Raw genomic sequence first — 23,949 nt, 5'->3', positions numbered from 1 at the left:
AGCAGGTCGGCCAGCTCGTGGCCGAGCGTGCCAAGGCCGCCGGTATCGAGGCTGTCGTGTTCGACCGTGGCGGCAACCAGTACGCCGCCGCGCCCGAGGCCCCCGCGCCCGAGGCCCCCGCGCCCGAGGCCCCCGCGCCGGAGGCCCCCGCGCCCGAGCCGCCCCCGCCCGGGGCACCCGCGCCCGAGCCGCCCCGGGCGCCCGAGGCACCGGCCTCCGGGAGCGGCGAGCCGGGGAGCGGGCGCTTCACCGTGCGGCTGGCCAACTTCGAAGGCCCCTTCGACCTGCTCCTGCAGCTGATCGCCAAGCACAAGCTGGACGTCACCGAGGTCGCCCTCTCCAAGGTCACCGACGAGTTCATGGCCCACATCCGGGCCATGGGACCGGACTGGGACCTCGACCAGACCACCGAGTTCCTGGTGGTCGCGGCGACCCTGCTCGACCTGAAGGCCGCCCGGCTGCTGCCCGTCGCCGAGGTGGAGGACGAGGCGGACCTCGCCCTGCTGGAGGCGCGGGACCTGCTGTTCGCGCGCCTGCTGCAGTACCGCGCGTACAAGCAGGTCGCCGACGTCTTCAACGAGCGGCTGCTGAGCGAGGGGCGGCGCCACCCCCGTACGGTGGGGCTGGAGCCGCACCACGCAGAGCTGCTGCCCGACGTGGTCATCAGCGTCGGCCCCGAGGGGTTCGCCCGGCTCGCTGTGAAGGCCATGCAGCCCAAGGCCACGCCGCAGGTGTACGTGGACCACATCCACGCCCCGCTGGTGAGCGTCCGGGAACAGGCCGAGGTGGTGATCGGACGGCTGCGGGAGCGCGGCGAGATGACCTTCCGGGAGCTGGCCGAGGACGCGCCGGACACCCTCACCGTCGTCGCCCGGTTCCTCGCCCTGCTGGAGCTGTACCGGGAGAAGGCCGTCGTCCTCGACCAGGACGACGCCCTCGGGGAGCTCACGGTGCGCTGGACGGGCGGGGAGAGCGCGTCCGTGACGGATGAATTCGACCAGGAGGAGAAGTGATGGAGCTCAAGCCGGCCCTGGAGGCCGTCCTCATGGTCGTCGACGAGCCCGCCACCGAGGAGCACCTGGCCAAGGTGCTGGAGCGCCCCCGCCGTGAGGTGGCCGACGCGCTGCGGGAGCTGGCCGACGAGTACGACGTCCAGGGCAGGGGCTTCGAGCTGCGGCTCGTGGCGGGCGGCTGGCGGTACTACACGCGGCCGGAGTACGCGGAGGCCGTCGAGAGCTTCGTGCTCGACGGGCAGCAGGCCCGGCTCACCCAGGCCGCTCTGGAGACCCTCGCGGTGGTCGCGTACCGCCAGCCGGTCAGCCGTTCCCGGGTCTCGGCGGTGCGCGGAGTGAACTGCGACGGGGTCATGCGCACCCTCCTCCAGAGGGGTCTGGTCGAGGAGGCGGGCACGGAACCCGAAACAGGTGCGATCCTGTACAGGACGACGAACTACTTTCTGGAGCGGATGGGCCTGCGCGGCCTGGACGAACTCCCGGAACTCGCGCCCTTCCTCCCCGAGGCGGAGGCGATCGAGGCCGAGACCCAGGAAGGGACCCCGTCGTTCGATCCGGACGCACTGGATGTGCCGGATTCCGAGGACGCAGAGGACAAGACGGAACTTTGATGCGAAGCAGCAGCGGCAGGAACAGCAGCGGAAACAACGGCGGGAGCCGTGGTGGCAACAGCGGCGGCCGCGGCAGCAGCGGCGGCCGCGGCAATTACCGGGGTGCCGGTAACGGCCGCGACGACCGCCAGGGGCAGCCCAAGCGCGGCGGCGCCAACCCGCGCAAGCCCCGCCCCGAGGAGCGCAGCTATGAGGTGGGCGGCGCGGCCGAGAGCCCGAAGCGGGGCCGCGGCGCCGCGGCCCGCGGCGGGGCCAAGGGCGGCCCCCGGCAGTCCCCGCAGCGGGGCGGCGGCCGGACGGCCCCGGCCCGCCCGCGCGAGCTCGACGCGCGGATCGAGGAGCGCAACCGGGAGCGGTACGCGAACAAGCCCGAGGTCAAGACCCCGAAGACCTTCGGGGACCAGGAGGGCGAGCGGCTGCAGAAGGTGCTGGCCAGGGCCGGCATGGGCTCGCGACGGGCCTGCGAGGAGCTGATCGACGCGGGCCGTGTCGAGGTCAACGGCGAGGTCGTCATCGAGCAGGGCAAGCGCGTCGACCCGGAGAAGGACGAGATCAAGGTCGACGGCCTGACGGTCGCCACCCAGTCGCACCTCTTCTTCGCGCTGAACAAGCCCGCGGGCGTGGTGTCGACGATGGAGGACCCCGACGGCCGCCAGTGCCTCGGCGACTACGTCACCAACCGCGAGACGCGGCTCTTCCACGTCGGGCGGCTCGACACCGAGACCGAGGGCATCATCCTGCTCACCAACCACGGTGAGCTGGCCCACCGTCTCACCCACCCGAAGTACGGCGTGAAGAAGACGTACCTTGCGGCCATCACCGGCCCGCTCCCGCGCGAGGTCGGCAAGCGCCTCAAGGACGGCATCCAGCTGGAGGACGGGTACGCCCGCGCCGATCACTTCCGGGTCGTCGAGCAGACCGGCAAGAACTACCTGGTCGAGGTGGTCCTCCACGAGGGCCGCAAGCACATCGTGCGCCGCATGCTCGCCGAGGCGGGCTTCCCGGTCGACAAGCTGGTGCGGACCGCCTTCGGGCCGATCCAGCTCGGTGACCAGAAGTCCGGGTGGCTGCGGCGCCTGACGAACACCGAGGTCGGCATGCTGATGAAGGAAGTCGGCCTGTAACCGTCATTACCGGTATGAAACGCCCGCGGCCCGTGCAGGGTCGCGGGCTTTCGTGCTTGTGGGACGCACCCGCCAGGCTTTATAGTCAGAGTGACTCTTAAGGAGGCGATGTGCGACTCCCTCTCACCCTCGCCGCGTACGGCCGGCGAACCTGGACCCACGGGGGTGGCCCGGGCTCCGGGGCCCACGCGGCGGGGGTGACGCGGGTATGAGCGCGCGGCGCGGCGGGCCTCCCGGGGGCCGGCGTCCCGAGGGGTACGACCCGCACGCCTTCGAGCCCTTCGCCGTGACCGTCGACCTCGCCGTCTTCACCCTCCGCGAGGAGAAGCTCCACGTCCTGCTCGTACGGCGCGGACAGGAGCCGTACAAGGACTCCTGGGCGCTGCCCGGAGGGTTCGTACTGCCCCGCGAATCCGCCGGACAGGCCGCCCGCCGCGAACTGGCCGAGGAAACCGGCCTGTCCGACGCCACCGTCGCCCACCTCCACCTGGAACAGCTGCGCACCTACAGCGACCCGGACCGCGACCCCCGGATGCGGGTCGTGTCCGTCGCGTACACCGCCCTCGGACCGGATCTGCCGGAGCCCCGGGGCGGCGGCGACGCGGCGCACGCCCAGTGGCTGCCCTACGGCTCGTACGGGCCCCTCGCCTTCGACCACGACACGATCCTCGCCGACGCGCACGAGCGCGTGGGCGCCAAGCTGGAGTACACCTGCCTCGCCACCGCCTTCTGCCCGCCGGAGTTCACCCTCGGCGAGCTGCGCCAGGTGTACGAGACGGTGTGGGGCGTCGAGCTCGACCGCCCCAACTTCCGGCGCAAGGTCCTCACCACGCCCGGCTTCGTCCAGGCCGTGGAGGGGCCGCCGCGCCTGACCGGCGGACGGGGGAAACCGGCCGCTCTGTACCGGGCGGGGGAGGCCACGGCCCTCCACCCGCCGCTCCTGCGACCGGAACGACCGGAAGGACGCGCGACATGAACACCACGGCCAGAACCGGCACGGCCGGGAAGACCACGGCCGGGACAGCCGCCAAGCAGGCGGCCACCGGCTCGCTCATCGGGCTCGCGCTCGGGGACGCGCTGGGCTTCCCCACCGAGTTCAACGACGTACCGTCGATCCTCGCGACGTGCGGGCCCTGGCGGGAGATGGCCCTCCCGAACCCCGCCTTCGTCACCGATGACACCCAGATGACCCTCGCGCTGGCGCGCGGCATCCGCACCGCGATGGACCGCGGGCCGCTCACCCCGCCCGGGCTCACCCGCCCGGTGCGGGACGAATTCGTCGCCTGGTACCACTCGCCGGAGAACAACCGGGCACCCGGGCGCACCTGCATGGTCGCCTGCCGCAAGCTGGACAGCGACCTGCCCTGGCAGGAGGCCTCCCAGATCGGCTCCAAGGGCTGCGGCGCCAACATGCGGGTCGCCCCCCTCGGCCTCGTACCGAGGCTCGACACGGAACAGCGCGCCGGCGCCGCGCAGTTGCAGGCCGCCCTCACCCACGGCCACCCGACCGCGCTCGCCGCCTCCGACCTGACGGCCCGCGCGGTGTACCTGCTGTCGCGGGGCGCGGAGCCGCTCGGGCTGGTGGACCAGCTCCTGTCGTACGCGGACGAGAACCGCTCGCGCTACCACGCGAAGTGGCTCGGCGACCTGTGGACCTACGCCCACGACCCCACGCCGCGCCACTTCATCGAGCGCGGCTGGGACGAGTGCGTCGCCGCGCTCACGACCCTGCGGTCCGCGCTGCGCGACGCCAACCCGGAGACCGACCCGTGCCTGGTCACGGGCGAGGGCTGGATCGCGGAGGAGGCCCTCACCAGCGCGCTGCTCTGCTTCCTGCTCTTCCCGGAGGAGCCGGTCACCGCCCTGCGCCGGGCCGCCTGCACCAGCGGCGACTCCGACTCGATCGCCTGCCTGACCGGGGCCTTCGCGGGGGCGCGCCTGGGGGCGGACGCATGGCCCAAGGAGTGGGCCGAGCGGATCGAGTACCGGAGCGAACTGCTGACGCTGGGGGCGCTTTGGGATGCTTGACCGGTGACTGATCTCCCTGACCCCGGCCCCGGCCCCGGTGACGACCTCGGCCTCGGCCCCGGCATCCGCGTCGACCTCTCGTCCGTCGTCGCCGAACAGCCCGACCCCCTGCTCTTCGCGACCGTCTCCGGCGCGCACCTGTACGGCTTCCCCTCCCGCGACTCGGACGTGGACCTGCGGGGTGTCCACCTCCTGCCGGTGACGGAGCTCGTCGGGCTGCGTGAACCGGAGGAGACCCGGACCCGGATGTGGGACCGGGACGGCGTCGAGATGGACCTCGTCACGCACGACCTGCGCAAGTTCGTACGGCTCATGCTGCGGCGCAACGGCTACGTACTGGAACAGCTGCTGTCGCCGCTGGTGGTGTACACGACCGACGCGCACGCGGAGCTGATCGCGCTCGCACCGGGCGTGCTCACCGCCCACCACGCGCATCACTACCGTGGGTTCGCGGCCACCCAGTGGCGGCTGTTCGAGAAGAGCGGCGAGCTGAAGCCACTGCTGTACACCTTCCGGGCGCTGCTCACCGGGATCCACCTGATGCGCTCGGGCGAGGTCCAGGCGCATCTGCCCACGCTGCTGATGGAGGTGGCCGCCCCCGCCTACCTGCCCGACCTGATCGCCGTGAAGGCGGAGGCCGAACACGGCGCGGCGGACGGCGTGGACGCCGAGCGGGTGCGGGCGGACGTCGAGGCGCTGCACGCGGTGCTGGAGGAGGCGCGGGCCGCGTCGGCACTGGCGGAGGCCCCGGTCGCGTACGACGCGCTGCACGACTTCGTCGTACGGACGCGGGTCGGGGCGGGCGCGGTCCTCGCCCAGGAGCCGGGCCTCATCTAGGGGCCGGGCCTCGTCCGGGATGCGGACGCCTGGCGGGTACGGAACAGGAAGTCCTCGGCCGCCCGCCGGTCCGGCTCCGGCGGGAGGGGGGACGTCGTGGCCGCCCGGTCGGCCTCGTCGGCCAGCCGCGTCATCCACGACTCGACCCGCGGCCACGGCACCTCGCCCCGCTTGACGGCCAGCAGCCGCTCGCGCTCGTCACCGACGTCGATGACCAGCTCGCCCGTACGCAGCAGGTCGCGGCAGCTCGTCAGCAGGCGCAGCAGGTGCATGACGTGCTTCCACCGCGGCGCCCCGTGCCGCCGGATGTCCGCGTCCAGCTTCTTGCGCTGGCCCGCCGCGTACTGGACGAACGTCCGGTGGGCGTGGCGGGAGAGAAAAGCGCCGCGCAGGGAGAGCAGCTCGCGGCCGGTGTCGTCGACGTGCTCGACGAGCGGGGAGTGCAGGCACTCCAGGATGTTGGGGTTGGTGCGCAGGGCGAGCTCGCAGAAGCGTTCCAGCTCCCAGCTGAACTGCTCCTCCGCCGGGCCCTCTATGTGCGGGGGCGGCTTCTCGAACCGCCACTGGAGCGGTGTGGGTGCCAGGAAGACACCGCGGCGGTCGGTGTCACTGTCATCCGTGGCGAGCCCGAAGGCGCGCGACCCCATCACACAGGAGTAGACGGTGTGGTCGCGCACCAATTCTTCGGGGGTCAGGGGCGTCATGGGCGCGATCATCCCAGGCGGAGGATGCTCCCCGGCACGGGATTCGCCCGGCGGGCCACCGGCCGCGCGGCCGGGGCCGTCGCCGTCACGCCCGGGGGACGAGCCCGGTGGCCCGGCCGTCCGCGTCCCGGCGTACCTCCCGGACCTCCGTGACGGCCGCGCGGTCGACCGGCCCGTACAGGTGCGGATACGGCCCCTCCCACCGCACCTCCACGCCGCCCAGCCGCGTCTCGTCGACGCACAGCACCAGCAGCGGGCCGGCCGTCCCGCGGTAGTGCGCGTCGGCGACGGCCAGGGCGGCGGCCTCGTCCGCCGAGCAGTGGACGAACCCCTCGGAGTCCAGGGAGGCGGGCGCGTACGGCCGGCCCGGATCGGCGGACCAGTCGGCCAGGGGCACGACATGAAACAACATGCGGCCAGTTGTAGCGCACCACGGCTGACTAGGCTGAACCGCGGCAGCACTCGTGCGATGTGAGGAGCAGGACGTGGCGGTACGAGCGGTCCGAGGGGCCGTCCAGCTGGAGCGGGACGACGCCGGGCACATGCGGGACCAGGTCGGCGAGCTCCTCACCGCCGTACTGGAGCGGAACGGCCTCACCCCCGACGACCTGATCAGCGTCTGGTTCACGGCCACACCCGACCTGCACAGCGACTTCCCCGCCGTGGCGGCGCGCGAGCTCGGCATCGTGGACGTCCCCCTCATCTGCGCCCAGGAGCTGGACATCGCGGGCGCCATGCCGCGCGTCGTGCGCGTCCTCGCCCACATCGAGACCGACCTGCCCAAATCCGCCGTCGCGCACGTCTACCTCGGCGCCGCGGCAGCCCTGCGCAAGGACATCGCCCAGTGAGAACCGCGCTCGTCATCGGAACCGGGCTGATCGGAACGTCAGCCGCCCTCGCGCTCACCGGGCGCGGCGTCACCGTCCACCTCGTCGACCACGACCCCGCCCGGGCGCGCACCGCCGCGGCGCGTGGCGCCGGTACGGAGGAGCCGCCCGGGGGGCCGGTGGACCTGGCCATCGTGGCCGTACCGCCGGCGCACGTCGCGGCCACGCTTGCCGACGCGATGCGCCGCGGGGCGGCCCGCGGCTACCTCGACGTGGCCAGCGTCAAGGGCGGGCCCAAGCGGGAGCTGGAGGCGATGGGCCTCGACCTGTCCGCGTACATCGGTACGCACCCGATGTCCGGCAAGGAGCGCTCGGGCCCGCTCGCCGCGACCGCCGACCTCTTCGAGGGCCGGCCGTGGGTGCTGACGCCGGTCCGGGACACCGACACCGAGGTGCTCAACCTGGCGCTGGAGCTGGTCGCGCTGTGCCGGGCGGTGCCGGTCGTCATGGACGCGGACGCCCACGACCGGGCCGTCGCGCTCGTCTCGCACACCCCGCAGCTCGTCTCCTCGATGGTCGCCGCGCGGCTCGCGGACGCCGACGAGACGGCGGTACGGCTCTGCGGGCAGGGCATCCGGGACGTCACCCGCATCGCCGCGTCCGACCCGCGCATGTGGGTCGAGATCCTCTCGGCGAACCCGGGCCCCGTGGCGGACGTCCTGGCCGGGGTCGCCGCGGACCTGGAGGAGACCGTCGAGGCGCTCCGGTCACTCCAGTCCGCCGACGACGACAAGCGCCGCGACGGCGCGAGCGGCGTCGCGGACGTCCTGCGCCGCGGCAACGCGGGCCGCGCCCGGGTGCCCGGCAAGCACGGCGGCGGCCCCGTGGCCTACGAGACGGTCGCCGTCCTCCTCAGCGACCAGCCGGGCGAACTGGCCCGCATCTTCGCGGACGCGGGGCGGGCGGGCGTCAACATCGAGGACGTGCGTATCGAGCACGCGACGGGTCAGCAGGCGGGCCTGATCCAGCTGATGGTCGAACCGGCCTCGGCCCCGGCCCTGGCGGCGGCCCTGCGGGAGCGGGGCTGGGCGCTGCGGCAGTAGTACCGGGGGCGGCCGCCGGCCCCGGGGGCGCCGGATTCCGGGGCCACCGGGCCCCGGGTCGCCGCCCGCCGGGCGGTGCCCCTGGGGGCCCGGCCCCGTCCGGGCGCCGGGGGCGGCCCGAAGGGGTGCGAGGGGTGGTGGCATCAGTCGGTAACCTTGTGCCGGGCCCCTCGGCAACCGGCCGGCCCCTCTCCCGCGTACCAGGAAGGTGTCCGACACCGTGGAATCCGTGATCGTCGCCATCGACGGGCCCTCCGGCACGGGCAAGTCGAGCACCTCCAAGGCGGTCGCCGCCAAGCTGGGGCTCAGCTACCTGGACACCGGCGCGCAGTACCGGGCGATCACCTGGTGGATGATCAGCAACGGTGTGGACGTCGAGGACGCCGACGCCGTCGCCTCCGCCGCCGGCAAGCCCGTCATCGTCTCCGGGACCGACCCCTCGCACCCGACGATCACCGTCGACGGCGTGGACGCCTCCGGCCCCATCCGCACCCAGGAGGTCACCTCCAAGGTGAGCGCCGTCAGCGCGGTGCCCGAGGTGCGCGCGCTGATCACCGACCTCCAGCGGTCCATCGCCGCCGGCGCGGAGAACGGCATCGTCGTCGAGGGCCGCGACATCGGTACGACCGTCCTCCCGGACGCCGACCTCAAGATCTTCCTGACCGCGTCCCCCGAGGCCCGCGCGGCCCGCCGCTCCGGCGAGCTCAAGGGCGCCGACGTCCACGCCACCCGCGAGGCGCTCATCAAGCGGGACGCGGCCGACTCCAGCCGCAAGACGTCGCCGCTCGCCAAGGCCGACGACGCCGTCGAGGTCGACACCACCGAGCTCACGCTCCAGCAGGTCATCGAGTGCGTCGTCACGCTGGTCGAGGAGAAGCGAGCCGCCCGGTGACCCCACCCTCGCAGAAGGGCGCCGCGGTCGGGCGGGGGATCGGCATCGGCCTGATGTACGGGCTGTGGAAGCCGCGCGTGCTCGGCGCCTGGCGCGTCCCGTCCTCCGGACCGGTGATCCTCGCCGTCAACCACGCGCACAACCTCGACGGCCCGATGCTCATGGGCACCGCGCCCAGGCCCGTGCACTTCCTGATCAAGAAGGAAGCGTTCATCGGGCCGCTCGGCCCGTTCCTGGAGGGGATCGGGCAGCTGAAGGTGGACCGGTCGGTTCCCGACCGCACCGCCATCACCAACGCCCTTCAGGTGCTGGCCGGCGGCGGTGTGCTGGGCATCTTCCCGGAGGGCACGCGGGGCGAGGGCGACTTCGCCTCGCTGCGCGCCGGGCTCGCGTACTTCGCCGTACGCGGTGGCGCCCCCATCGTCCCGGTCGCCGTCCTGGGAAGCACCGAGCGCCGCGGACGGTTGATCAGGGCACTGCCCCCGCTGCGCAGCCGCGTCGACGTCGTCTTCGGCGACGCCTTCATGGCGGGGGACGGCAGTGGCCGCCGCACCCGCAAGGCGCTGGACGACGCCACCGTACGTATCCAGGAGCGGCTCACCGCCCACCTGGAAAACGCCAAGCGCCTCACCGGGCGCTGAGCGAGACTTGAGTAGCGGATCGCTCGATCCGCCGATGATGAACGAGGAACGGACTTCATGAACGACCAGCACGACCACGGGGCACTCGGCGACACCGAGTACACGGAGTTCATGGAGCTCGCCGCCGAAGAGGGCTTCGACATCGAGGACGTCGAGGGCGCGATCCAGGAGGCCGGGCACGGCCCGCTCCCGGTCCTCGCCGTCGTCGGCCGCCCGAACGTGGGCAAGTCGACCCTGGTGAACCGCATCATCGGCCGCCGCGAGGCCGTCGTCGAGGACAAGCCCGGCGTCACCCGCGACCGCGTCACCTACGAGGCCGAGTGGGCCGGGCGCCGCTTCAAGGTCGTCGACACCGGCGGCTGGGAGCAGGACGTCCTCGGTATCGACGCCTCCGTCGCCGCCCAGGCCGAGTTCGCCATCGAGGCCGCCGACGCGGTCGTCTTCGTCGTGGACGCCACCGTCGGCGCCACCGACACCGACGAGGCCGTCGTCAGGCTGCTGCGCCGGGCCGGCAAGCCCGTCGTCCTCGCCGCGAACAAGGTCGACGGCCCCTCCGCCGAGGCCGACGCCGCCATGCTCTGGTCGCTGGGCCTGGGGGAGCCGTTCCCGGTCTCCGCCCTGCACGGCCGCGGCACCGGTGACCTGCTCGACGAGGTGCTGAAGGCCCTGCCGGACGCTCCGGAGCAGACCTTCGGCACCGCCGTGGGCGGGCCGCGCCGCATCGCGCTCATCGGCCGCCCGAACGTCGGCAAGTCCTCCCTCCTCAACAAGCTCGCGGGCGAGGAGCGGGTCGTCGTCAACGAGATGGCCGGCACCACGCGCGACCCGGTCGACGAGCTGATCGAGCTCGGCGGCATCACCTGGAAGTTCGTGGACACGGCGGGTATCCGCAAGAAGGTCCACCTCCAGGAGGGCGCCGACTACTACGCCTCGCTGCGTACCGCCGCCGCCGTCGAGAAGGCCGAGGTGGCCGTGGTCCTCATCGACACCACCGAGTCGATCTCCGTCCAGGACCAGCGGATCATGACCATGGCCGTCGAGGCGGGCCGCGCGATCGTCATCGCGTACAACAAGTGGGACGAGCTCGACGAGGAGCGCCGCTACTACCTGGAGCGGGAGATCGAGACGGAGATGCAGCAGGTGGCCTGGGCCCCGCGCGTCAACGTCTCCGCCCGCACCGGCCGCCACATGGACAGGCTCGTCCCGGCGATCGAGACGGCGCTGGCGGGCTGGGAGACGCGCGTCCCGACCGGCAGGCTGAACGCCTTCCTCGGTGAGCTCGTCGCCGCCCACCCGCACCCGATCCGCGGCGGCAAGCAGCCCCGCATCCTGTTCGGTACGCAGGCGGGCACCAAGCCGCCGCGGTTCGTGCTCTTCGCCTCCGGCTTCCTGGAGCACGGCTACCGCCGGTTCGTCGAGCGCCGGCTGCGCGAGGAGTTCGGCTTCGAGGGCACCCCGATCCACATCTCGGTGCGGGTGCGCGAGAAGCGCGGCCGGAAGAAGTAGCGCTTCGGTACGACGACGGCGGGGCCGGGCGAGTTCTCTCGCTCCGGCCCCGCCGTCGTCGTGCCTCACAATCCTCTGCGGGCGGGTGGCAGCGCCGCCGGGACGTGGTGGTGCTGCCGCTGCCACGTCCCCGTCTGGCTCGGGTACGAGCTCACCGGCCGGTGCGCCGACGTCGTACCGAAGGACTTGAACCCCAGGTCCTCCTCGCCGCTCCGGTCGCCCGGCAGCGTCCTGAACGTCCTCAGGTACTCGGAGTACAGCGCGTCGTAGATCGGCGTCGCCGAGGCGCCGGAGAAGCTGTCCTGCGACGGGCGCATCGCGGGGATCTGGTGGAACGGCTGGCGGGAGGGCTCGTATGGGTGCACGTATGTGCCAACGACCCGGCCGCCCGTCGGATGCGGCTTGCCCGTCACGTGCCGGCCAGCGGCAGCGCGGCGGCGACCAGGCGGCCGTCGGCCGCCGCCTTCTCCAGCGCGTCGCGCAGCAGGTCCTCGCGCGGCTGCTGGCCGATGGAGCCGACCGGGGCGGCGAAGACCAGGACCGTGTGCGACTTGTTCGCCGCGGCACGCCAGCCCTCCGTGACCTGGAGCGGCTGGTGGGCCTGCCACCACGCGACCGGGCTGCCCCCGCCCGTGCCCGGCTGGAGGATCGCGTGCAGCTGGCCCATGGCGAGCAGCACCGACCAGCCCGGGAGCGGGCTCGGCTTCTCGCTCACGTTCGACACGGGCAGGAAGCCCTGCTCGATCAGCAGCGGCAGGAACTCGTCGCCGCCGCTGGTCCGGCCGGGACGGGCGATGGGCGCGGTCGGTTCGACGACCAGGGCCGGGTGCAGCTCGTTGTCGATCAGGACAAGACCGCTGGTGACGCCCAGGACGGCCTGCTCACCGGTGGTGGGAACGGCGGTCGTGGCCGGGGCGGCCGGCCGCTCCTGGCTGTGCTGGCCGGTGATGGAGCGGACGGCTCCCTGGAGGTGCTCCTCGGCGACCTTGACGACCTGGGAGGGGATGCAGGTGGCGTGGGCGAAGGCGAGGACGGCGGTCTCCTCGCCGACGAACAGCACGGTGCTGGTGCGTTCCTGCTCGGAGTCGCCCGGGGTGCGGCAGGAGGTGCAGTCGTAGCTGCCCGGGGCGTTCTCGCCCGCGAGCAGCCGGTCGGCCTCTTCGTCGCCGATCTCGGCGCGTACGTCCTCGCTGACGTCGAGCATGCGCGGCACGGGTGGCTCCTCGGACTCGTGTACGTGTCGATGCCGGGCGGTTCCCGGCTCGTCTCATGAAGAGCTCAACGGGTGAAGCGCGGCCGGGGTCACGCGTAGGTCCGTGTGTGTCGCGCGCGCGTCCGACCGGGTGGGGCTCCGCCCCCGCCCCGCGCGGCGACGGGACCGGGCGGGGCGGGGGTGCCTAGCGTGTGCGGGTGCCGAAGAATCGTTTCTGGCCGTCGGCTGTCGTGTCGACGGCGGTGCTGCTCCTGCACGGTGCCGCTGCCGGCCCCGCGCTGGCCGGTCACCACCCGCCGCCGCCCGCGCCCGGGCCGGGGCCCGCGTACCCGCTCGCCGACTGCGCCGACGACCAGTGGCCCTGGGGCTGCGTCGCCCACTGCGAGAGCAGTGGCCGCTGGCACCTCAACACGGGCAACGGCTACTACGGGGGGCTGCAGTTCAAGCAGTCGACCTGGGAGGCGTACGGCGGGCTCACGTACGCGAAGAGGGCCGACCTCGCGACCCGGCAGCAGCAGATCGAGGTCGCCGAGGAGGTGCTCCGGTGGCAGGGCTGGGGCGCCTGGCCCACCTGCTCCAAGAAGTACGGCCTGTCCGGGCGCGCCCATGTGGTCCAGCCCGGGGACACCCTGTCCGCCGTCGCGCGGCGGTTCGAGGTGACGGGCGGCTGGAAGGCGCTGCACAAGGCCAACCAGAGCCTCATCGGAAGTGATCCGAACCGGATCCGCCCCGGCATGATGCTCACGCTCCCCGCGTGAGCTCGCCGGCCTGACCGCTGAAGGCGAGCGCGCCGCGCCGCAGTTCATGGACGAGGGTGCCCGGCGGCAGACCGGCGGGCAGCCGCTGCTCGGCCACGACGACGGCCGCGTCCAGCGCGCACAGCAGCCCGTACGTGCGGGCCGCGACGGCGGGGGACAGGCCGAGCGCCGGTTCGTCGACCAGCACCACCCGGGCGCCGGGCGACAGCGCGCGCGACAGGGCGACCATCCGCTGCTCGCCACCCGAGAGCGTGCCGGCGCGACGGTCGAGCAGCGGGCGCAGCTCCGGGTACGCGTCGAGGGCGGGCGCGAGGTCCGGGTACGCGTCGAGGGCGGGCGCGAGGTCCGGGCGCCGCGCCCCGCCCGGCGCGAGGTTCTCCGCGACGGTGAGGGACGGGTACAGGGCGCGCCGGTCCGGTACGAAGCACAGGCCGCGGCGCGCGCGTTCGTGCGCGCGCAGGCGCGTGACGTCGGCGCCGCGCCACAGGACCCGCCCCTCGGCCAGTGGCACCGTGCCGGCGAGGGCGCGCAGCACCGTCGTACGTCCGGAGCCGTTGCGGCCGAGGAGGACGGTGAGCGTGGCGGCGGGGACCGGCAGGTCGACGCCGTGCAGGGCCTCCAGTGGGCCGTAGCGCACGCGGGCGGAGCGCAGTTCGATCTCGATGCTCATGTCTCGGTGCTCATGTCGTCACGGCTCCTCACGGCTCCCCTCACAGCTCCTCACGGCGCTCCTCACGGACCGGTTCCGGTGGGGCGATCCGTCCGGCCTCCATGACGTGGACGGTGTCCGCGATGTCCGCGACGAGGTCCGGATCGTGCTCGACGACGAGCACGGCCGTCCCGTCCGCCGCGAGCGCCTTGAGCACGCGCGCGAGGGCCGCCGCCTCGGCGGCGTCCAGGCCCGCCGCGGGCTCGTCCAGCAGCAGGGTGTGCGGCCCGCCCGCGAGGGCGCGGGCGACCTCGACGCGGCGCAGCGTGCCGGTGGAGAGCCCGGCCGCCGGGAGGTGGCGTACGGCGGTGAGACCGAGGAGGCGCAGCGCCTGCTCGACGTGGTGCGGGTCCCGCTCGCCCCGCACACGGCCCTGTTCGGCACCGACGCGTACGTTCTCCTCGACCGTGAGCGACGCGAAGACGGCGAGCTCCTGGAACGTCCGGGCGATTCCGAGCCGGGTACGGGCGTGGGCGGGGCGGTCGGTGATGTCCACGCCGTCGAGCGTCACGCGGCCGGAGGCGGGGCGCGCCGTGCCGGCGAGGCAGTGGAAGAGGGTGCTCTTACCGGCGCCGTTGGGCCCGACGAGGGCGGTGAGCCTGCCGGGCGGGAGGTGGAGGTCGACCCGGTCGAGGGCGGTGACACCCGCGTAGCGCAGGGTGAGGCGGTGGGCGCGCAGACCGCGAACGGGGCCGCTCGCGGGGGGTGGGGCGCCGTCGGCGTGCGCGGGGCGGCGGGCGTGCGCCGACGCGGGTGGGGGAGTGGGGCGCAGGGCCTTCCGCGGGGGGTGCCCGCCGTCGGCGACCGGGGGCCGACGTCCCGCGGGCGGGCGTGGCCCGGGGCGGCGGGGCCGGAGCAGGGACGTCAGCGGGGGGAGGCGGGACGTCAGGGTGGCGAGCAGGCCGATCACGGCCGCCGCCGCGCCACCGCCCGCGCCCGCGTCCAGCCCCACCACGAGCACCGCGGCCACCAGCGGGGACAGCAGGCTGTCCGCGCCCAGGACCAGGACCGCCGCGAACCAGAGCAGCCCGCGCACCGGGTCGTACGCCGACGGGTCGAAGGCGCGCAGGCCCATGCCCAGCAGCGCGCCGCCCAGGGCCGCGAGGGCCGCGCCCGCCACGAAGGCGAGGAGCTTCAGGGCGGGGACCGCCACGCCCACCGCCTCCGCGCCGGGCTCGTGGTCGCGCAGCGCCGCCAGCGCCCTGCCCGTGCGCCCCCTGCGCAGGGCCCCGACGAGCAGGAGGGCGGCGGACAGGACGACGAGCTCCAGGGTGTAGTAGGCGCGGTCCGTGGCGAAGCCGGCGGGGCGCGACAGCGACAGGTCCGCCGTCGCGTAGGGCTGCGCGAAGACGAACCGGCTCACCGCCACCCCCACCGCCAGTGTGGCCAGTGCGAGCGCCAGGCCGTGGCGGCGGATCGCCGGCCACCCCGTCAGCAGCCCCAGCGGGGCGACCAGCAGGACGGCCACCGCCGGCGCGGCGAGCTCCGGGAGCCCGGGCAGGCCCGGGAAGCGGCCCGCCGCCAGCAGCGCGGTGAACAGCGCGCCCAGGCCCGCGTACGCCGCCTGCCCCAGCGAGATCTGGCCGCCCCGGCCGGTGACCACGACCAGGGACAGGAGGATCACCGCGAGCGCCGGGACCTGGATCGCGGTGTGGAGGTCGGTCCCGGCGAAGCCCAGCGGCAGCAGGAACAGCACCCCGGCCACCACCCACACCCCCGGTGGCACCCGCGCGCCCGCCGTCGACGCGCGCGGCAGGGCGTCCCGCGCCCCCACGCCCGGCAGCACCAGCGCGGCGACCAGCAGGGCGACGACGAACAGGTTCGTGGCGACCGCCTGCACCAGCGGCCCCGCCCACCCGGGCGGGTGAAACCGCGTCAGCTGCGCCTGGCCCACCCCGACGACGAGCGCCGTCACCACCGCCACCGGCAGGCTCCGCATCCGGGCCACCACCGCCACCGCGATCACCTCGACGACCAGCAGCGGCAGCCCGTACGGGTCGAGCCGTACGTACGGGGCGAGCAGCACGCCCGTCAGGCCGGCCGTGAACGACCCGAACGCCCAGCCCACCGCCGACACCCGGTCCGCGTCGATCCCGCCCAGCGCCGCGAGCTCCCGGTTGTCCACGACCGCCCGCAGCTCCCGCCCCAGCCGCGTCCGGCGGGTGACCGCCCCCACCGCGCCCGCCAGCAGCACGGCCGCCGCCAGGTGCGGCCACGGGTCGTCGCCGAGGAGCGCCGGCGCGTCGTCCCGGGCGCCGCCGCCCCACAGCAGCGCGGCGGCGCCGACCAGCAGCACGAAGACGCCGATCGACGCGACCAGCGTCGTCGCCGGATCCGATCCGAGCACCGCCGCCGGGCGGAACACCACCCGGTCCAGCACCAGCCCGATGCCGGGAGCGACCAGCAGCAGCGTCACGCACGCCGCGGGCGGCAGCGGCCAGCCCCACTCGACGACCAGCTGGCGCAGCACGTACGCGCAGACCATCGCGACGGCGCCGTGCGCCAGGTTCAGCACCCCCGTCGCGCGGTGGGTGACGATCAGGCCGATGCCGGTCAGGGCCGCCGCGCCGCCCACGGCGAGCCCCGCGAGGACCAGTTCGTACGTCAGCGGGGACACCGGTCAGCTCTCGGGTTCGCACACCGGGCACGGGTCCAGCCGCGCGTCCCCGACGGGCACCGCGTCCGCCTTGCCCACCACCAGCGGGCAGTCCGGGCGGTGCGCCAGCGTCCCGCCCGGGACCCGCACCGGCGCGGCGTCGGAGGCGGGACGCGAGCCGGTCGCGGCCTCGGGACCGGCCGGCGGTTCGGCCGGGGGCTCCGGGCGCTCCTCGCCGGGGCGCCACCACGCCACGCCGGCCAGCAGCACCGCGCCCGCCACGATCAGCGCCGCGCCCGGCACGGTGCACGACGCCAGGTACGGGATCTGCCGCTCGGCGAACCGTTCGCCCGACACCCCGTACCAGCCCAGCACGCACAGCACCGCGCCCGAGGCGGCGGCCACGATCCCGCCCCACCACAGCAGTCGCGATGTCGGCATCCCGGGCCTCCGCTGGCGGTGGGGGGTGATTCCTTGCACTATGCCCAGATAGGACCGAAAATCCACAGTCCCCGGAACCCGGCGGTGAGCCAGATGGTCCACAAGAGGTTTCGCAAGCACCCCCGCACCGCGGCACTGGCGGCCGCGGCCGTCCTGGTCCTGGCCCCGGCCGCCGCGGGCTGTGGCGACGGCGGCGGCGACGCACAGCAGTCCCCCGCCACCGCCTCCCCGCAGGACACCCGGGCGACGTCCCCGCAGGCGACCGGGGACCGGAACCAGCCCGCCGACCCGGCCGCGGCCCGTCAGGAGATCGAGAAGGCATGGACGACCTTCTTCGACCCGAACGCGTCGACCGACGCCAAGGTCAGGGCGCTGGAGAACGGTGACGCGCTGCGCCCGGTCCTGGCCGCGTTCTCCGGCGACCCGAACGCCGCCAGGACGTCCGCCGAGGTCACGAACGTCACCTTCACCTCGGCGACCCGGGCCGATGTCACCTACGACCTGCTCATCGACGGCAACCCGGTCCTGACGGACTCCAAGGGAACCGCCGTCCACCAGAAGGACGCCTGGAAGGTCTCCGCGAAGACGTTCTGCGCCCTGGTGAAGCTCAGCCCCGATGCGTCCGCCGCGCCGGGCTGCTGATGCCCCGCGGCGGGCGGCGCTCCTGGCGCTGACCGCGTCGCTGACCGTGCTGCTGGGAGCCGCCTGCGGCAGCCGTCTGCCGGAGAGCGACTTCACGCCGGCCCCGCCGGCGCGCACGACCGGCGCGGCTGACCCGATCCGTATCGGCATCATCACCAGCGCCACCAGCCCCGTCGGCGGGGCCGCCTTCACCGGGCCCCGCGACGGGGCTCAGGCGTATTTCGCCGCCCTCAACGCGCGCGGTGGTCTCGACGGCCGCCGCGTCGAGGTCGTCACCTGCGACGACGGAGGCAGCGGGGTCGGCAACAACGAGTGCGTGCACGAACTCGTCGACGAGAGAGAGGTCTTCGCCCTCGTCGCCACCACCGCCTTCGACTACGCGGGCGCGCCGCGCGTCGCCGAGGCCGGCGTGCCCGACATCGGGGGCCAGCCCATCGGTGCCGCCTACGACACCTATCCGCACCTGTACGGCATCTACGGCAGCTCCGCCCCGCGCACCGGCGGCAAGCCCGGCTGGAACGGCACCCTGACCGGCGGCACCGAGGTCTACCGCTGGTTCAAGCGCGAACACGGCGCCCGCACCGCCGCCGTCGTCGCGTACAACCAGGCGTCCTCCGCCGCGTACGCCCGACTCATCACCCGGGGGCTGCGGGCGGAGGGCTACCGGGTCGTCACCGAGCAGGTCGACTTCGCCCTGCCGAACTTCCGCGCCGTCGCCGCGGACCTGCGCGCACACCGCGCCGACCTCGTCTTCGACGCCCTGGACGCGCACGGCAACGCCCGGCTGTGCGAGGCGATGGACGCCGTCGGCATGACCGTCACCGCCAAGGTCACCAACGTCCAGAGCTGGAACCAGGCCGTGCCACGCGACTACCGCGCCGCGCCGCGCTGCCGCAACGCCCTGTGGGCGACCGGAGCCAGCCGCAACCATGACGAGACGTCACACCCGGCCGTACGGGAGTTCCGCGACGCCATGAAGCAGCACCGGAAGGACGCGCCGGTGTCCCAGTGGGCGCTCGAAGGGTGGGCAGCCGCCATGTGGTTCACGGACGCGGCCGATTCCTGCACCGCGAAGGGGCTCACGCGCGCGTGCGTCGAACGGTTCATGAACCGGGACGAGCCGTACACCGCCCGCGGGCTGCTCCTGCCGGTCCGCTTCGAGCGGCTCCCGGAGCCACCGGGGAGCCGCCGCACCTGCCTGTCGGTCGCCCGCTGGCAGGACGGACGGGGCTGGGTCACCCAGGGCGGCGACATGGCCGCGAACTGCGCCACCGTGCGTGCCCCAGCTCGGCTACCGGCCCTGACGGCCCGCCATCGCGGGGAACCCAAGTAAAGTCCATGCCTGACGACCATTGAACACGCGGAACCAGGGGGACGCGGCGAACGCGATGCGTATTTCTTTTCTGCTCCACAACGCGTACGGAATCGGCGGCACGATCCGCACGACGTTCAACCTCGCCCACGCCCTGGCCGAGCGGCACGACGTCGAGATCGTCTCCGTCTTCCGCCACCGCGAGGAGCCGACCCTCGGCGCCCCCGCCGGTGTGACCCTCAAGCACCTGGTCGACCTGCGCAAGAACAGCCCCGACTACGACGGGAACCACCCCGACCACCGGAAGCCCGCCAGGGTCTTCCCGCGCGGCGACGGCCGCTGGAAGCAGTACAGCCGCCTCACCGACGCCCGCATCGCCGCCCACCTGAGGACCCTGGACGCCGACGTCGTCGTCGGCACCCGCCCCGGCCTCAACATCCACATCGCCCGCCAGGCCCGCCGCGGCCCCGTCCGGGTCGGCCAGGAGCACCTGACGCTCGACAGCCACGGCTACCGGCTGCGCCGCGAGATCGGCCACCGCTACACCCTGCTCGACGCCATCACCACCGTCACCGAGGCCGACGCCCGCTCCTACCGCCGCGGTCTGAGGCTGCCGGGAGTACGCGTCGACGCCGTACCCAACAGCGTCCCCGCGCCGCGCGTCCCGCCCGCCGACTCCACCGCGAAGTGGGTCGTGGCCGCCGGCCGGCTCACCCGGGTCAAGCGCTACGACCTCCTGGTCGAGGCGTTCGCCAAGGTCGTCGCCGCCCGCCCCGACTGGCGGCTGCGGATCTACGGCTCAGGCGACGCGACCGGCAACGAGAAGAACGCGCTGCGCGCCCTCATCGAGGAGCGCGGCCTGCACGACCACGTCCTGCTGATGGGCCCGGCGAACCCGCTGGAGCCCGAGTGGGTCAAGGGCTCCATCGCCGCCGTCACCTCCCGCCTGGAATCCTTCGGCATGACCATCGTGGAGGCGATGCGCTGCGGCCTGCCGGTCGTCTCCACGGACTGCCCGCACGGCCCCGGCGAGATCATCGAGGACGGCGTCGACGGACGACTCGTCCCCGTCGGCGACGTGGACGCCATCGCCGGCGCGCTGCTCGGCCTCATCCAGGACGACGACCTGCGCCGCCGGACGGGACAGGCCGCGCTGGCCGCGTCGGAGCGCTTCGACCCGGCCCGGATCGCCGAGCGCCACGAGGCGCTCTTCGCCGAGCTGGTCGCCCGGGGCACCAACGGCCGCTCCCGCAGCCAGGCCCGCGACGCCCTGCACCGGGCCCGCGGCGCGGTGCTCGACGCCGCGTACACCGTGCGTTACAAGGCCGCGGACGTGCTCCGGAAGGGGAAGCCCGCATGACCGGCACCGACGCCACGACCCCGGCCCCCGCGCCCGGCGCGCCGCCGCGCGCGGACTGCCTCGCCGACACCACCGGCGGCCTCACCTTCACCCTGGAGGCGGCGGCCGTCGACGCGGCCGAGCCCGTCCTCGTCCTGCGCCGGCGCGGCGGGACCGCCCCCTCCGACGAGACCCGGCTGCCGCTCACCGCCGTCGGCGAGGGCCGGGTGCGGGCCACGCTGCCCGCCGCCCACGAGCTCGCGGAGGGCCGCTGGGACGTGTCCGTGGGCGGCCGGGCGGTCGAGCCCGGCATCCGGGACCTGCGCGCCCTCGTCGACCGGGTCCCCGCCGAGGAGGGCTCCGTCACCGCTCGCGTCCCGTACCCCACGGCGGACGGACGGCTCGCCGTGCGCGGCTGGGTGCGCGCCCCGCACGCCGAGGCGGGCGACCTGACCTTCGGCGCGGGCACCTGCACGGTCGAGGGCACGCTGTACGGCGCGCACCTCGGCGGCGGCGCGGTGGCCGAGGCGCGGCTGGGCGGAACGGTCCACCGGGTGCCTGCCACGGGGGACAAGGGCGCCTTCGCCTTCACCCTGGCGTACGACACCCTCGCGCACGACGACCGGACGCAGCCACGGCCGGGAGAGGGGCAGCGGCTGTGGCAGCTGTGGCTGCGCCCCGGCACCGACGCGGAGCCGGTACGAGTCTCCCGCGTCCTCGATGACATCTGGGACCGCAGGAACATCCATGTGTACCCGGCGCACCGGGGCGACGGGTACACCGCCACCCCCTGCTACACGACCGACAACGACCTCTGCGTACGCGTGACCGGCCCGTGACGGGTGGCCTGCGGCATCGCGGACCGTAGCTGTCCGCGAGGGCGGGCAGACTCACCCCCATGTTGGAGACCTCGGCACGACTCCTGCGCCTGCTGTCCCTGTTCCAGGCCCGCCGCGACTGGTCGGGCGCCGATCTCGCCGACCGCCTGGGCGTCACACCCCGCACCGTACGCCGTGACGTGGACCGGCTGCGCGAGCTCGGCTACCCGGTCCACGCGACGCCCGGCACGGGCGGCGGGTACCAGCTGGGCGCGGGCGCCGCGCTCCCGCCGCTGCTCCTGGAGGACGACGAGGCGGTCGCGGTCGCCGTCGGGCTGCGCACCGCGGCCGGCGGCGGCATCGAGGGCGTCGGCGAGACCTCCGTACGCGCCCTGGCCAAGCTGGAGCAGGTGCTGCCCGACCGGCTGCGCCGCCGGGTCGGCGCGCTCACCGCGTTCACGGTGCCCATGCTGCGCACGCCCGAGTCCCCGGTGGATCCGTCCGTCCTCACCGAGCTGGCCCACGCCTGCCGGGACAGCGAGCGGCTGCGCTTCGAGTACCGCGACCACCACGGCTCGGCCACGCGCCGCACCGTCGAGCCGCACCGCCTCGTGTGCACCGAGCGCCGCTGGTACCTCGTCGCCTGGGACGTGGACCGCTCCGACTGGCGTACGTTCCGGGCGGACCGGATCGTCCCCAGGCCGCCGCACGGGCCGCGCTTCCCGCCCCGCGAGCCGCCCGCCGACGACCTCGCGGCCTACGTCTCGAAGGGCGTGTCGACGGCGGCGTACGCGGCGCGGGCCGTCATCCGGATCCATGCGCCGATCGCCGAGGCCGCGCGGGTCATCGGCCCTTCGGACGGCACCCTGGAAGCGGAGAGCGGGACGACCTGCCTGCTGCGCACCGGCGCCGCGAGCCTCGACGTTCTTGTCGTGCACGTGGTGTTCACGGGGCTGGAGTTCGAGGTGATCGAACCGCGCGGGCTGACCGACCACATCCGGTCGGTCCGCGACCGCCTCTCCCGCGCTCTGGACCGGTCCGCGTAGCCGGTGTGTCCCCGCCTATCCGGCCGGGGGCCATGGCGTCCACGCGGGCCGGTTCCCACGCGGGCCGCTCGCCGCCGCCTCGCGGAAGGTGTGTGAATTCGGTGGGGGAGCGGTGGGTTCCGGTGTCTTTCCATTCCCGTGGTGAGGTGCTCGAACAGCATTCCCGGGCCCGCTGGAATTACATCCGGCCAGAGGGCGTGGCGGCGTGCGGAATTCGCCGGGATCGGGTAGGGGTCGTACCCGGAAAGGTGAAGAATTGCACTCAAACACGTGTCGAGATCCTGTGACACAAGTGTGACCGGTGAGCTATCGGAGGATGCTGGGCCACCCGCCGTTCCGGCTTCCGTCACTGTGCGCCGCCGCCTACGGTGAGGGCATGGCACCGATTCCCACCCCTCCCGCTCAGCCCGACGACACCCCCGAGTCGTACGTGGGCCTCGACGAACGCGACGCCGAGCAGGTCGCCCGGTCCCGGGGCTGGACCACCGTGCGGTCGCTGCCGCCCGGCACGATCATCACCATGGAGTTCGTCTCGGGCCGGATCAACTTCGAAGTGGACGACGACATCGTCACCCGTTGCTGGGTCGGCTGACGCCCCATCAAGAGGCCCCCTGGGGCACAACGAAGGCCCCGACCGGAGCCGGGGCCTTCGTCCTGCGTCGCGTCCGACGTGGGCCGCGGGGCGTCAGCCGCTCGTCAGCCGTCCGTCGTACGGCCGGGAGTGCCCCGGCCTCCGGGTGCCCGCAGGGGTGACCGGCGTCCGCTCCGAGCGCACCACCGCGTGCGGCCGCGGCTGGGCGAGCGTGGTGCGGACGGGCGCCGCACGGCCGGTGCTGCCCGCGCCCACCGACGGGCCCACCGGCTCCGCGACCGGCTCGCCGTCCGCCGCGCAGGGCGCCGGCGTCCGCTGCGGGTGTATGGCCGGCCGGAGCCCGCCCGCCGCCACGGGTACCGGGGGCGCCCCGCGCCGGCGCGCCCGCAGCGCCTCGCGCAGCCGCCCGCGCGCCGCGAGGATCATCGCCTCGGCGCGCGCGATCAGCGGCTCGCACCACGGCAGCCCGAGCAGGATCAGCAGACCGGCGGCCCAGCCCAGCAGGACATCGCTCAGCCAGTGCGTACCGAGGTAGACGGTGGTCAGGCCGACGCCGAGGGCGACCACGGCGGACAGGGCCGACAGATAGCGCCGGGTGCGCGGCGTGGTGGCCAGGTACGAGAGAATTCCCCAGGTCACCACCGCGTTGGCGGTGTGTCCCGAGGGAAATATATCTCCGCCCGCGAACAGCTCGGCGGAGCCGATCTGCGTCGCGTAGTGGGGCCCGAGCCTGCCGAGGCCGAGTTTGACCGCGCCCACCGTGACGTTCAGCAGCAGCAGCGCGGCGCCCAGGACCAGCAGCGGGCGCAGCCTGTGCTGACGCCAGGAGCGCCAGCCCAGCCAGGCGGCCACCATCACCGCCGTCGGGCCGCGCTGGCCCAGCACCACGAAGTAGTCGAGCGTCGCGTGCAGTTCCGGCCACTGCTGATAGGGCCGGAAAAGCATGACCTTCCAGTCGAGGGTCACCAGCCACGACGAGACGAGCACGGCCACCACGATCGCGAGATAGAACGCCGACGTCCCGCCGAAGAGGGCGAGACGGGTGCGGCTCATCCGCGGGATCTCAATCTTCGGCGGCTCCGGCTCCCGGTCCAGCCGGGCGAAGATGTCGGTACGCACCCAATCGACGTTACAGCGAGTGAGTGTCGGCCCAGGCCGATCCGGTCTCTTTGTGATGACGATGTGATGTGGAGTGTG

Annotated in this window: 25 protein-coding genes and 1 pseudogene; 18 read left to right on the top strand and 8 right to left on the bottom strand. The window is 74.0% G+C overall.

Features of this window, described 5'->3' with window-relative positions; all coding sequences use genetic code 11:
* From ABZZ38_RS18800 to ABZZ38_RS18775, 6 genes are all read left to right on the top strand, one after another.
* Nucleotides 1-1,013 (top strand): segregation/condensation protein A (locus ABZZ38_RS18800; protein ID WP_356740989.1); only part of this gene is annotated, 1,013 nt, incomplete at its 5' end.
* Complete coding sequence (gene scpB / locus ABZZ38_RS18795) at nt 1,013-1,624, top strand: SMC-Scp complex subunit ScpB (protein WP_356740987.1); 612 nt, start codon at nt 1,013-1,015, stop codon at nt 1,622-1,624. The genes ABZZ38_RS18800 and scpB, both read left to right, overlap by 1 nt.
* A complete protein-coding gene (locus tag ABZZ38_RS18790) occupies nt 1,624-2,748 on the top strand; it encodes a pseudouridine synthase (RefSeq protein ID WP_356740985.1) in 1,125 nt (374 codons plus the stop codon). The genes scpB and ABZZ38_RS18790 overlap by 1 nt, the downstream gene beginning before the upstream one ends.
* 208 nt (nt 2,749-2,956) lie before the next feature.
* On the top strand, nt 2,957-3,724 hold the full coding sequence (locus tag ABZZ38_RS18785; protein WP_356740983.1) for an NUDIX domain-containing protein: 768 nt from the start codon (nt 2,957-2,959) through the stop codon (nt 3,722-3,724).
* Nucleotides 3,721-4,776 (top strand): ADP-ribosylglycohydrolase family protein, encoded by a 1,056-nt coding sequence (locus tag ABZZ38_RS18780; RefSeq protein WP_356740982.1) that lies wholly within the window; start codon nt 3,721-3,723, stop codon nt 4,774-4,776. The genes ABZZ38_RS18785 and ABZZ38_RS18780 overlap by 4 nt, the downstream gene beginning before the upstream one ends.
* A 63-nt stretch (nt 4,777-4,839) precedes the next feature.
* Nucleotides 4,840-5,613 carry a nucleotidyltransferase domain-containing protein gene (locus ABZZ38_RS18775; protein ID WP_356741003.1) on the top strand — a complete coding sequence of 258 codons (774 nt, stop codon included), beginning with the start codon at nt 4,840-4,842 and terminating at the stop codon, nt 5,611-5,613.
* On the opposite strand, the gene ABZZ38_RS18770 is transcribed toward ABZZ38_RS18775, so the two are convergent.
* Together ABZZ38_RS18770 and ABZZ38_RS18765 are read right to left on the bottom strand one after the other, a co-directional pair.
* Nucleotides 5,610-6,308, bottom strand: coding sequence for a nucleotidyltransferase domain-containing protein (locus tag ABZZ38_RS18770; RefSeq protein WP_356741001.1), 699 nt, complete (start codon nt 6,306-6,308; stop codon nt 5,610-5,612). The genes ABZZ38_RS18775 and ABZZ38_RS18770 overlap by 4 nt on opposite strands.
* Nucleotides 6,309-6,402: 94 nt before the next feature.
* Nucleotides 6,403-6,729 (bottom strand): DUF952 domain-containing protein, encoded by a 327-nt coding sequence (locus ABZZ38_RS18765; protein ID WP_356740980.1) that lies wholly within the window; start codon nt 6,727-6,729, stop codon nt 6,403-6,405.
* A 73-nt stretch (nt 6,730-6,802) separates the two neighbouring features.
* Here ABZZ38_RS18765 and aroH point away from each other — a divergent pair, with 73 nt between their 5' ends.
* From aroH to der, 5 genes are all read left to right on the top strand, one after another.
* A complete protein-coding gene (gene aroH, locus ABZZ38_RS18760) occupies nt 6,803-7,165 on the top strand; it encodes a chorismate mutase (RefSeq protein WP_356740978.1) in 363 nt (120 codons plus the stop codon).
* Nucleotides 7,162-8,247: a prephenate dehydrogenase gene (locus ABZZ38_RS18755; protein WP_356740976.1), complete on the top strand. Its 1,086-nt coding sequence runs from the start codon at nt 7,162-7,164 to the stop codon at nt 8,245-8,247. Before aroH ends, ABZZ38_RS18755 begins: the two co-directional genes overlap by 4 nt.
* Before the next feature lie 229 nt (nt 8,248-8,476).
* On the top strand, nt 8,477-9,139 hold the full coding sequence (cmk, locus tag ABZZ38_RS18750) for a (d)CMP kinase (protein WP_356740999.1): 663 nt from the start codon (nt 8,477-8,479) through the stop codon (nt 9,137-9,139).
* A complete protein-coding gene (locus tag ABZZ38_RS18745) occupies nt 9,097-9,780 on the top strand; it encodes a lysophospholipid acyltransferase family protein (protein ID WP_356740973.1) in 684 nt (227 codons plus the stop codon). Before cmk ends, ABZZ38_RS18745 begins: the two co-directional genes overlap by 43 nt.
* 57 nt (nt 9,781-9,837) lie before the next feature.
* Nucleotides 9,838-11,286 (top strand): ribosome biogenesis GTPase Der, encoded by a 1,449-nt coding sequence (gene der / locus ABZZ38_RS18740; RefSeq protein WP_356740971.1) that lies wholly within the window; start codon nt 9,838-9,840, stop codon nt 11,284-11,286.
* 65 nt (nt 11,287-11,351) lie between these two features.
* Here the strand turns inward: der and ABZZ38_RS18735 are convergent, their stop codons facing one another.
* Nucleotides 11,352-11,651, bottom strand: coding sequence for a hypothetical protein (locus ABZZ38_RS18735; protein ID WP_356740969.1), 300 nt, complete (start codon nt 11,649-11,651; stop codon nt 11,352-11,354).
* A gap of 44 nt (nt 11,652-11,695) precedes the next feature.
* Nucleotides 11,696-12,499: a hypothetical protein gene (locus ABZZ38_RS18730; protein WP_356740964.1), complete on the bottom strand. Its 804-nt coding sequence runs from the start codon at nt 12,497-12,499 to the stop codon at nt 11,696-11,698.
* 197 nt (nt 12,500-12,696) lie between these two features.
* On the opposite strand from ABZZ38_RS18730, the gene ABZZ38_RS18725 reads away from it, so the two are divergent.
* Nucleotides 12,697-13,257 carry a transglycosylase family protein gene (locus ABZZ38_RS18725; protein WP_356740962.1) on the top strand — a complete coding sequence of 187 codons (561 nt, stop codon included), beginning with the start codon at nt 12,697-12,699 and terminating at the stop codon, nt 13,255-13,257.
* Here the strand turns inward: ABZZ38_RS18725 and ABZZ38_RS18720 are convergent.
* From ABZZ38_RS18720 to ABZZ38_RS18710, 3 genes are read right to left on the bottom strand one after another with little or no spacing between them, the layout of a single operon-like run.
* Nucleotides 13,241-13,927, bottom strand: a complete 687-nt coding sequence (locus ABZZ38_RS18720) for an ATP-binding cassette domain-containing protein (protein ID WP_356740959.1) — start codon at nt 13,925-13,927, stop codon at nt 13,241-13,243. The two genes, ABZZ38_RS18725 and ABZZ38_RS18720, sit on opposite strands and share 17 nt — an antisense overlap.
* Before the next feature lie 40 nt (nt 13,928-13,967).
* Nucleotides 13,968-16,583: an ATP-binding cassette domain-containing protein gene (locus tag ABZZ38_RS18715; RefSeq protein WP_356740957.1), complete on the bottom strand. Its 2,616-nt coding sequence runs from the start codon at nt 16,581-16,583 to the stop codon at nt 13,968-13,970.
* Between the two features lie 3 nt (nt 16,584-16,586).
* Nucleotides 16,587-17,003 carry a hypothetical protein gene (locus ABZZ38_RS18710; RefSeq protein WP_356740955.1) on the bottom strand — a complete coding sequence of 139 codons (417 nt, stop codon included), beginning with the start codon at nt 17,001-17,003 and terminating at the stop codon, nt 16,587-16,589.
* A gap of 93 nt (nt 17,004-17,096) precedes the next feature.
* Here ABZZ38_RS18710 and ABZZ38_RS18705 point away from each other — a divergent pair, with 93 nt between their 5' ends.
* The 6 genes and pseudogenes from ABZZ38_RS18705 (at nt 17,097) to ABZZ38_RS18680 (ending at nt 22,752) form a co-directional block, all read left to right on the top strand.
* Complete coding sequence (locus ABZZ38_RS18705) at nt 17,097-17,645, top strand: hypothetical protein (RefSeq protein ID WP_356740997.1); 549 nt, start codon at nt 17,097-17,099, stop codon at nt 17,643-17,645.
* Nucleotides 17,620-18,949: pseudogene (locus tag ABZZ38_RS18700) on the top strand (ABC transporter substrate-binding protein). The gene ABZZ38_RS18705 and the pseudogene ABZZ38_RS18700 overlap by 26 nt, the downstream one beginning before the upstream one ends.
* An 84-nt stretch (nt 18,950-19,033) precedes the next feature.
* Nucleotides 19,034-20,317, top strand: a complete 1,284-nt coding sequence (locus ABZZ38_RS18695; protein ID WP_356740953.1) for a glycosyltransferase family 4 protein — start codon at nt 19,034-19,036, stop codon at nt 20,315-20,317.
* Nucleotides 20,314-21,135, top strand: a complete 822-nt coding sequence (locus ABZZ38_RS18690) for a hypothetical protein (RefSeq protein WP_356740951.1) — start codon at nt 20,314-20,316, stop codon at nt 21,133-21,135. Before ABZZ38_RS18695 ends, ABZZ38_RS18690 begins: the two co-directional genes overlap by 4 nt.
* A 59-nt stretch (nt 21,136-21,194) precedes the next feature.
* Nucleotides 21,195-22,160 (top strand): YafY family protein, encoded by a 966-nt coding sequence (locus tag ABZZ38_RS18685; protein ID WP_356740949.1) that lies wholly within the window; start codon nt 21,195-21,197, stop codon nt 22,158-22,160.
* A 376-nt stretch (nt 22,161-22,536) separates the two neighbouring features.
* Entirely contained in the window at nt 22,537-22,752 is a 216-nt protein-coding gene (locus tag ABZZ38_RS18680; RefSeq protein ID WP_356740947.1) for an I78 family peptidase inhibitor, read from the top strand.
* 93 nt (nt 22,753-22,845) lie between these two features.
* On the opposite strand, the gene ABZZ38_RS18675 is transcribed toward ABZZ38_RS18680, so the two are convergent.
* Nucleotides 22,846-23,871 (bottom strand): phosphatase PAP2 family protein, encoded by a 1,026-nt coding sequence (locus ABZZ38_RS18675; protein WP_356740945.1) that lies wholly within the window; start codon nt 23,869-23,871, stop codon nt 22,846-22,848.
* Between the last annotated feature and the right edge of the window lie 78 nt (nt 23,872-23,949).

The sequence above is a fragment of the Streptomyces sp. NPDC006368 genome, assembly GCF_040612535.1.
In the GTDB taxonomy this organism is placed as follows: Bacteria; Actinomycetota; Actinomycetes; order Streptomycetales; family Streptomycetaceae; genus Streptomyces.
The sequence above is the reverse complement of the archived record's forward strand: the minus strand, read 5'-3'. Positions and strand labels throughout refer to the sequence as shown.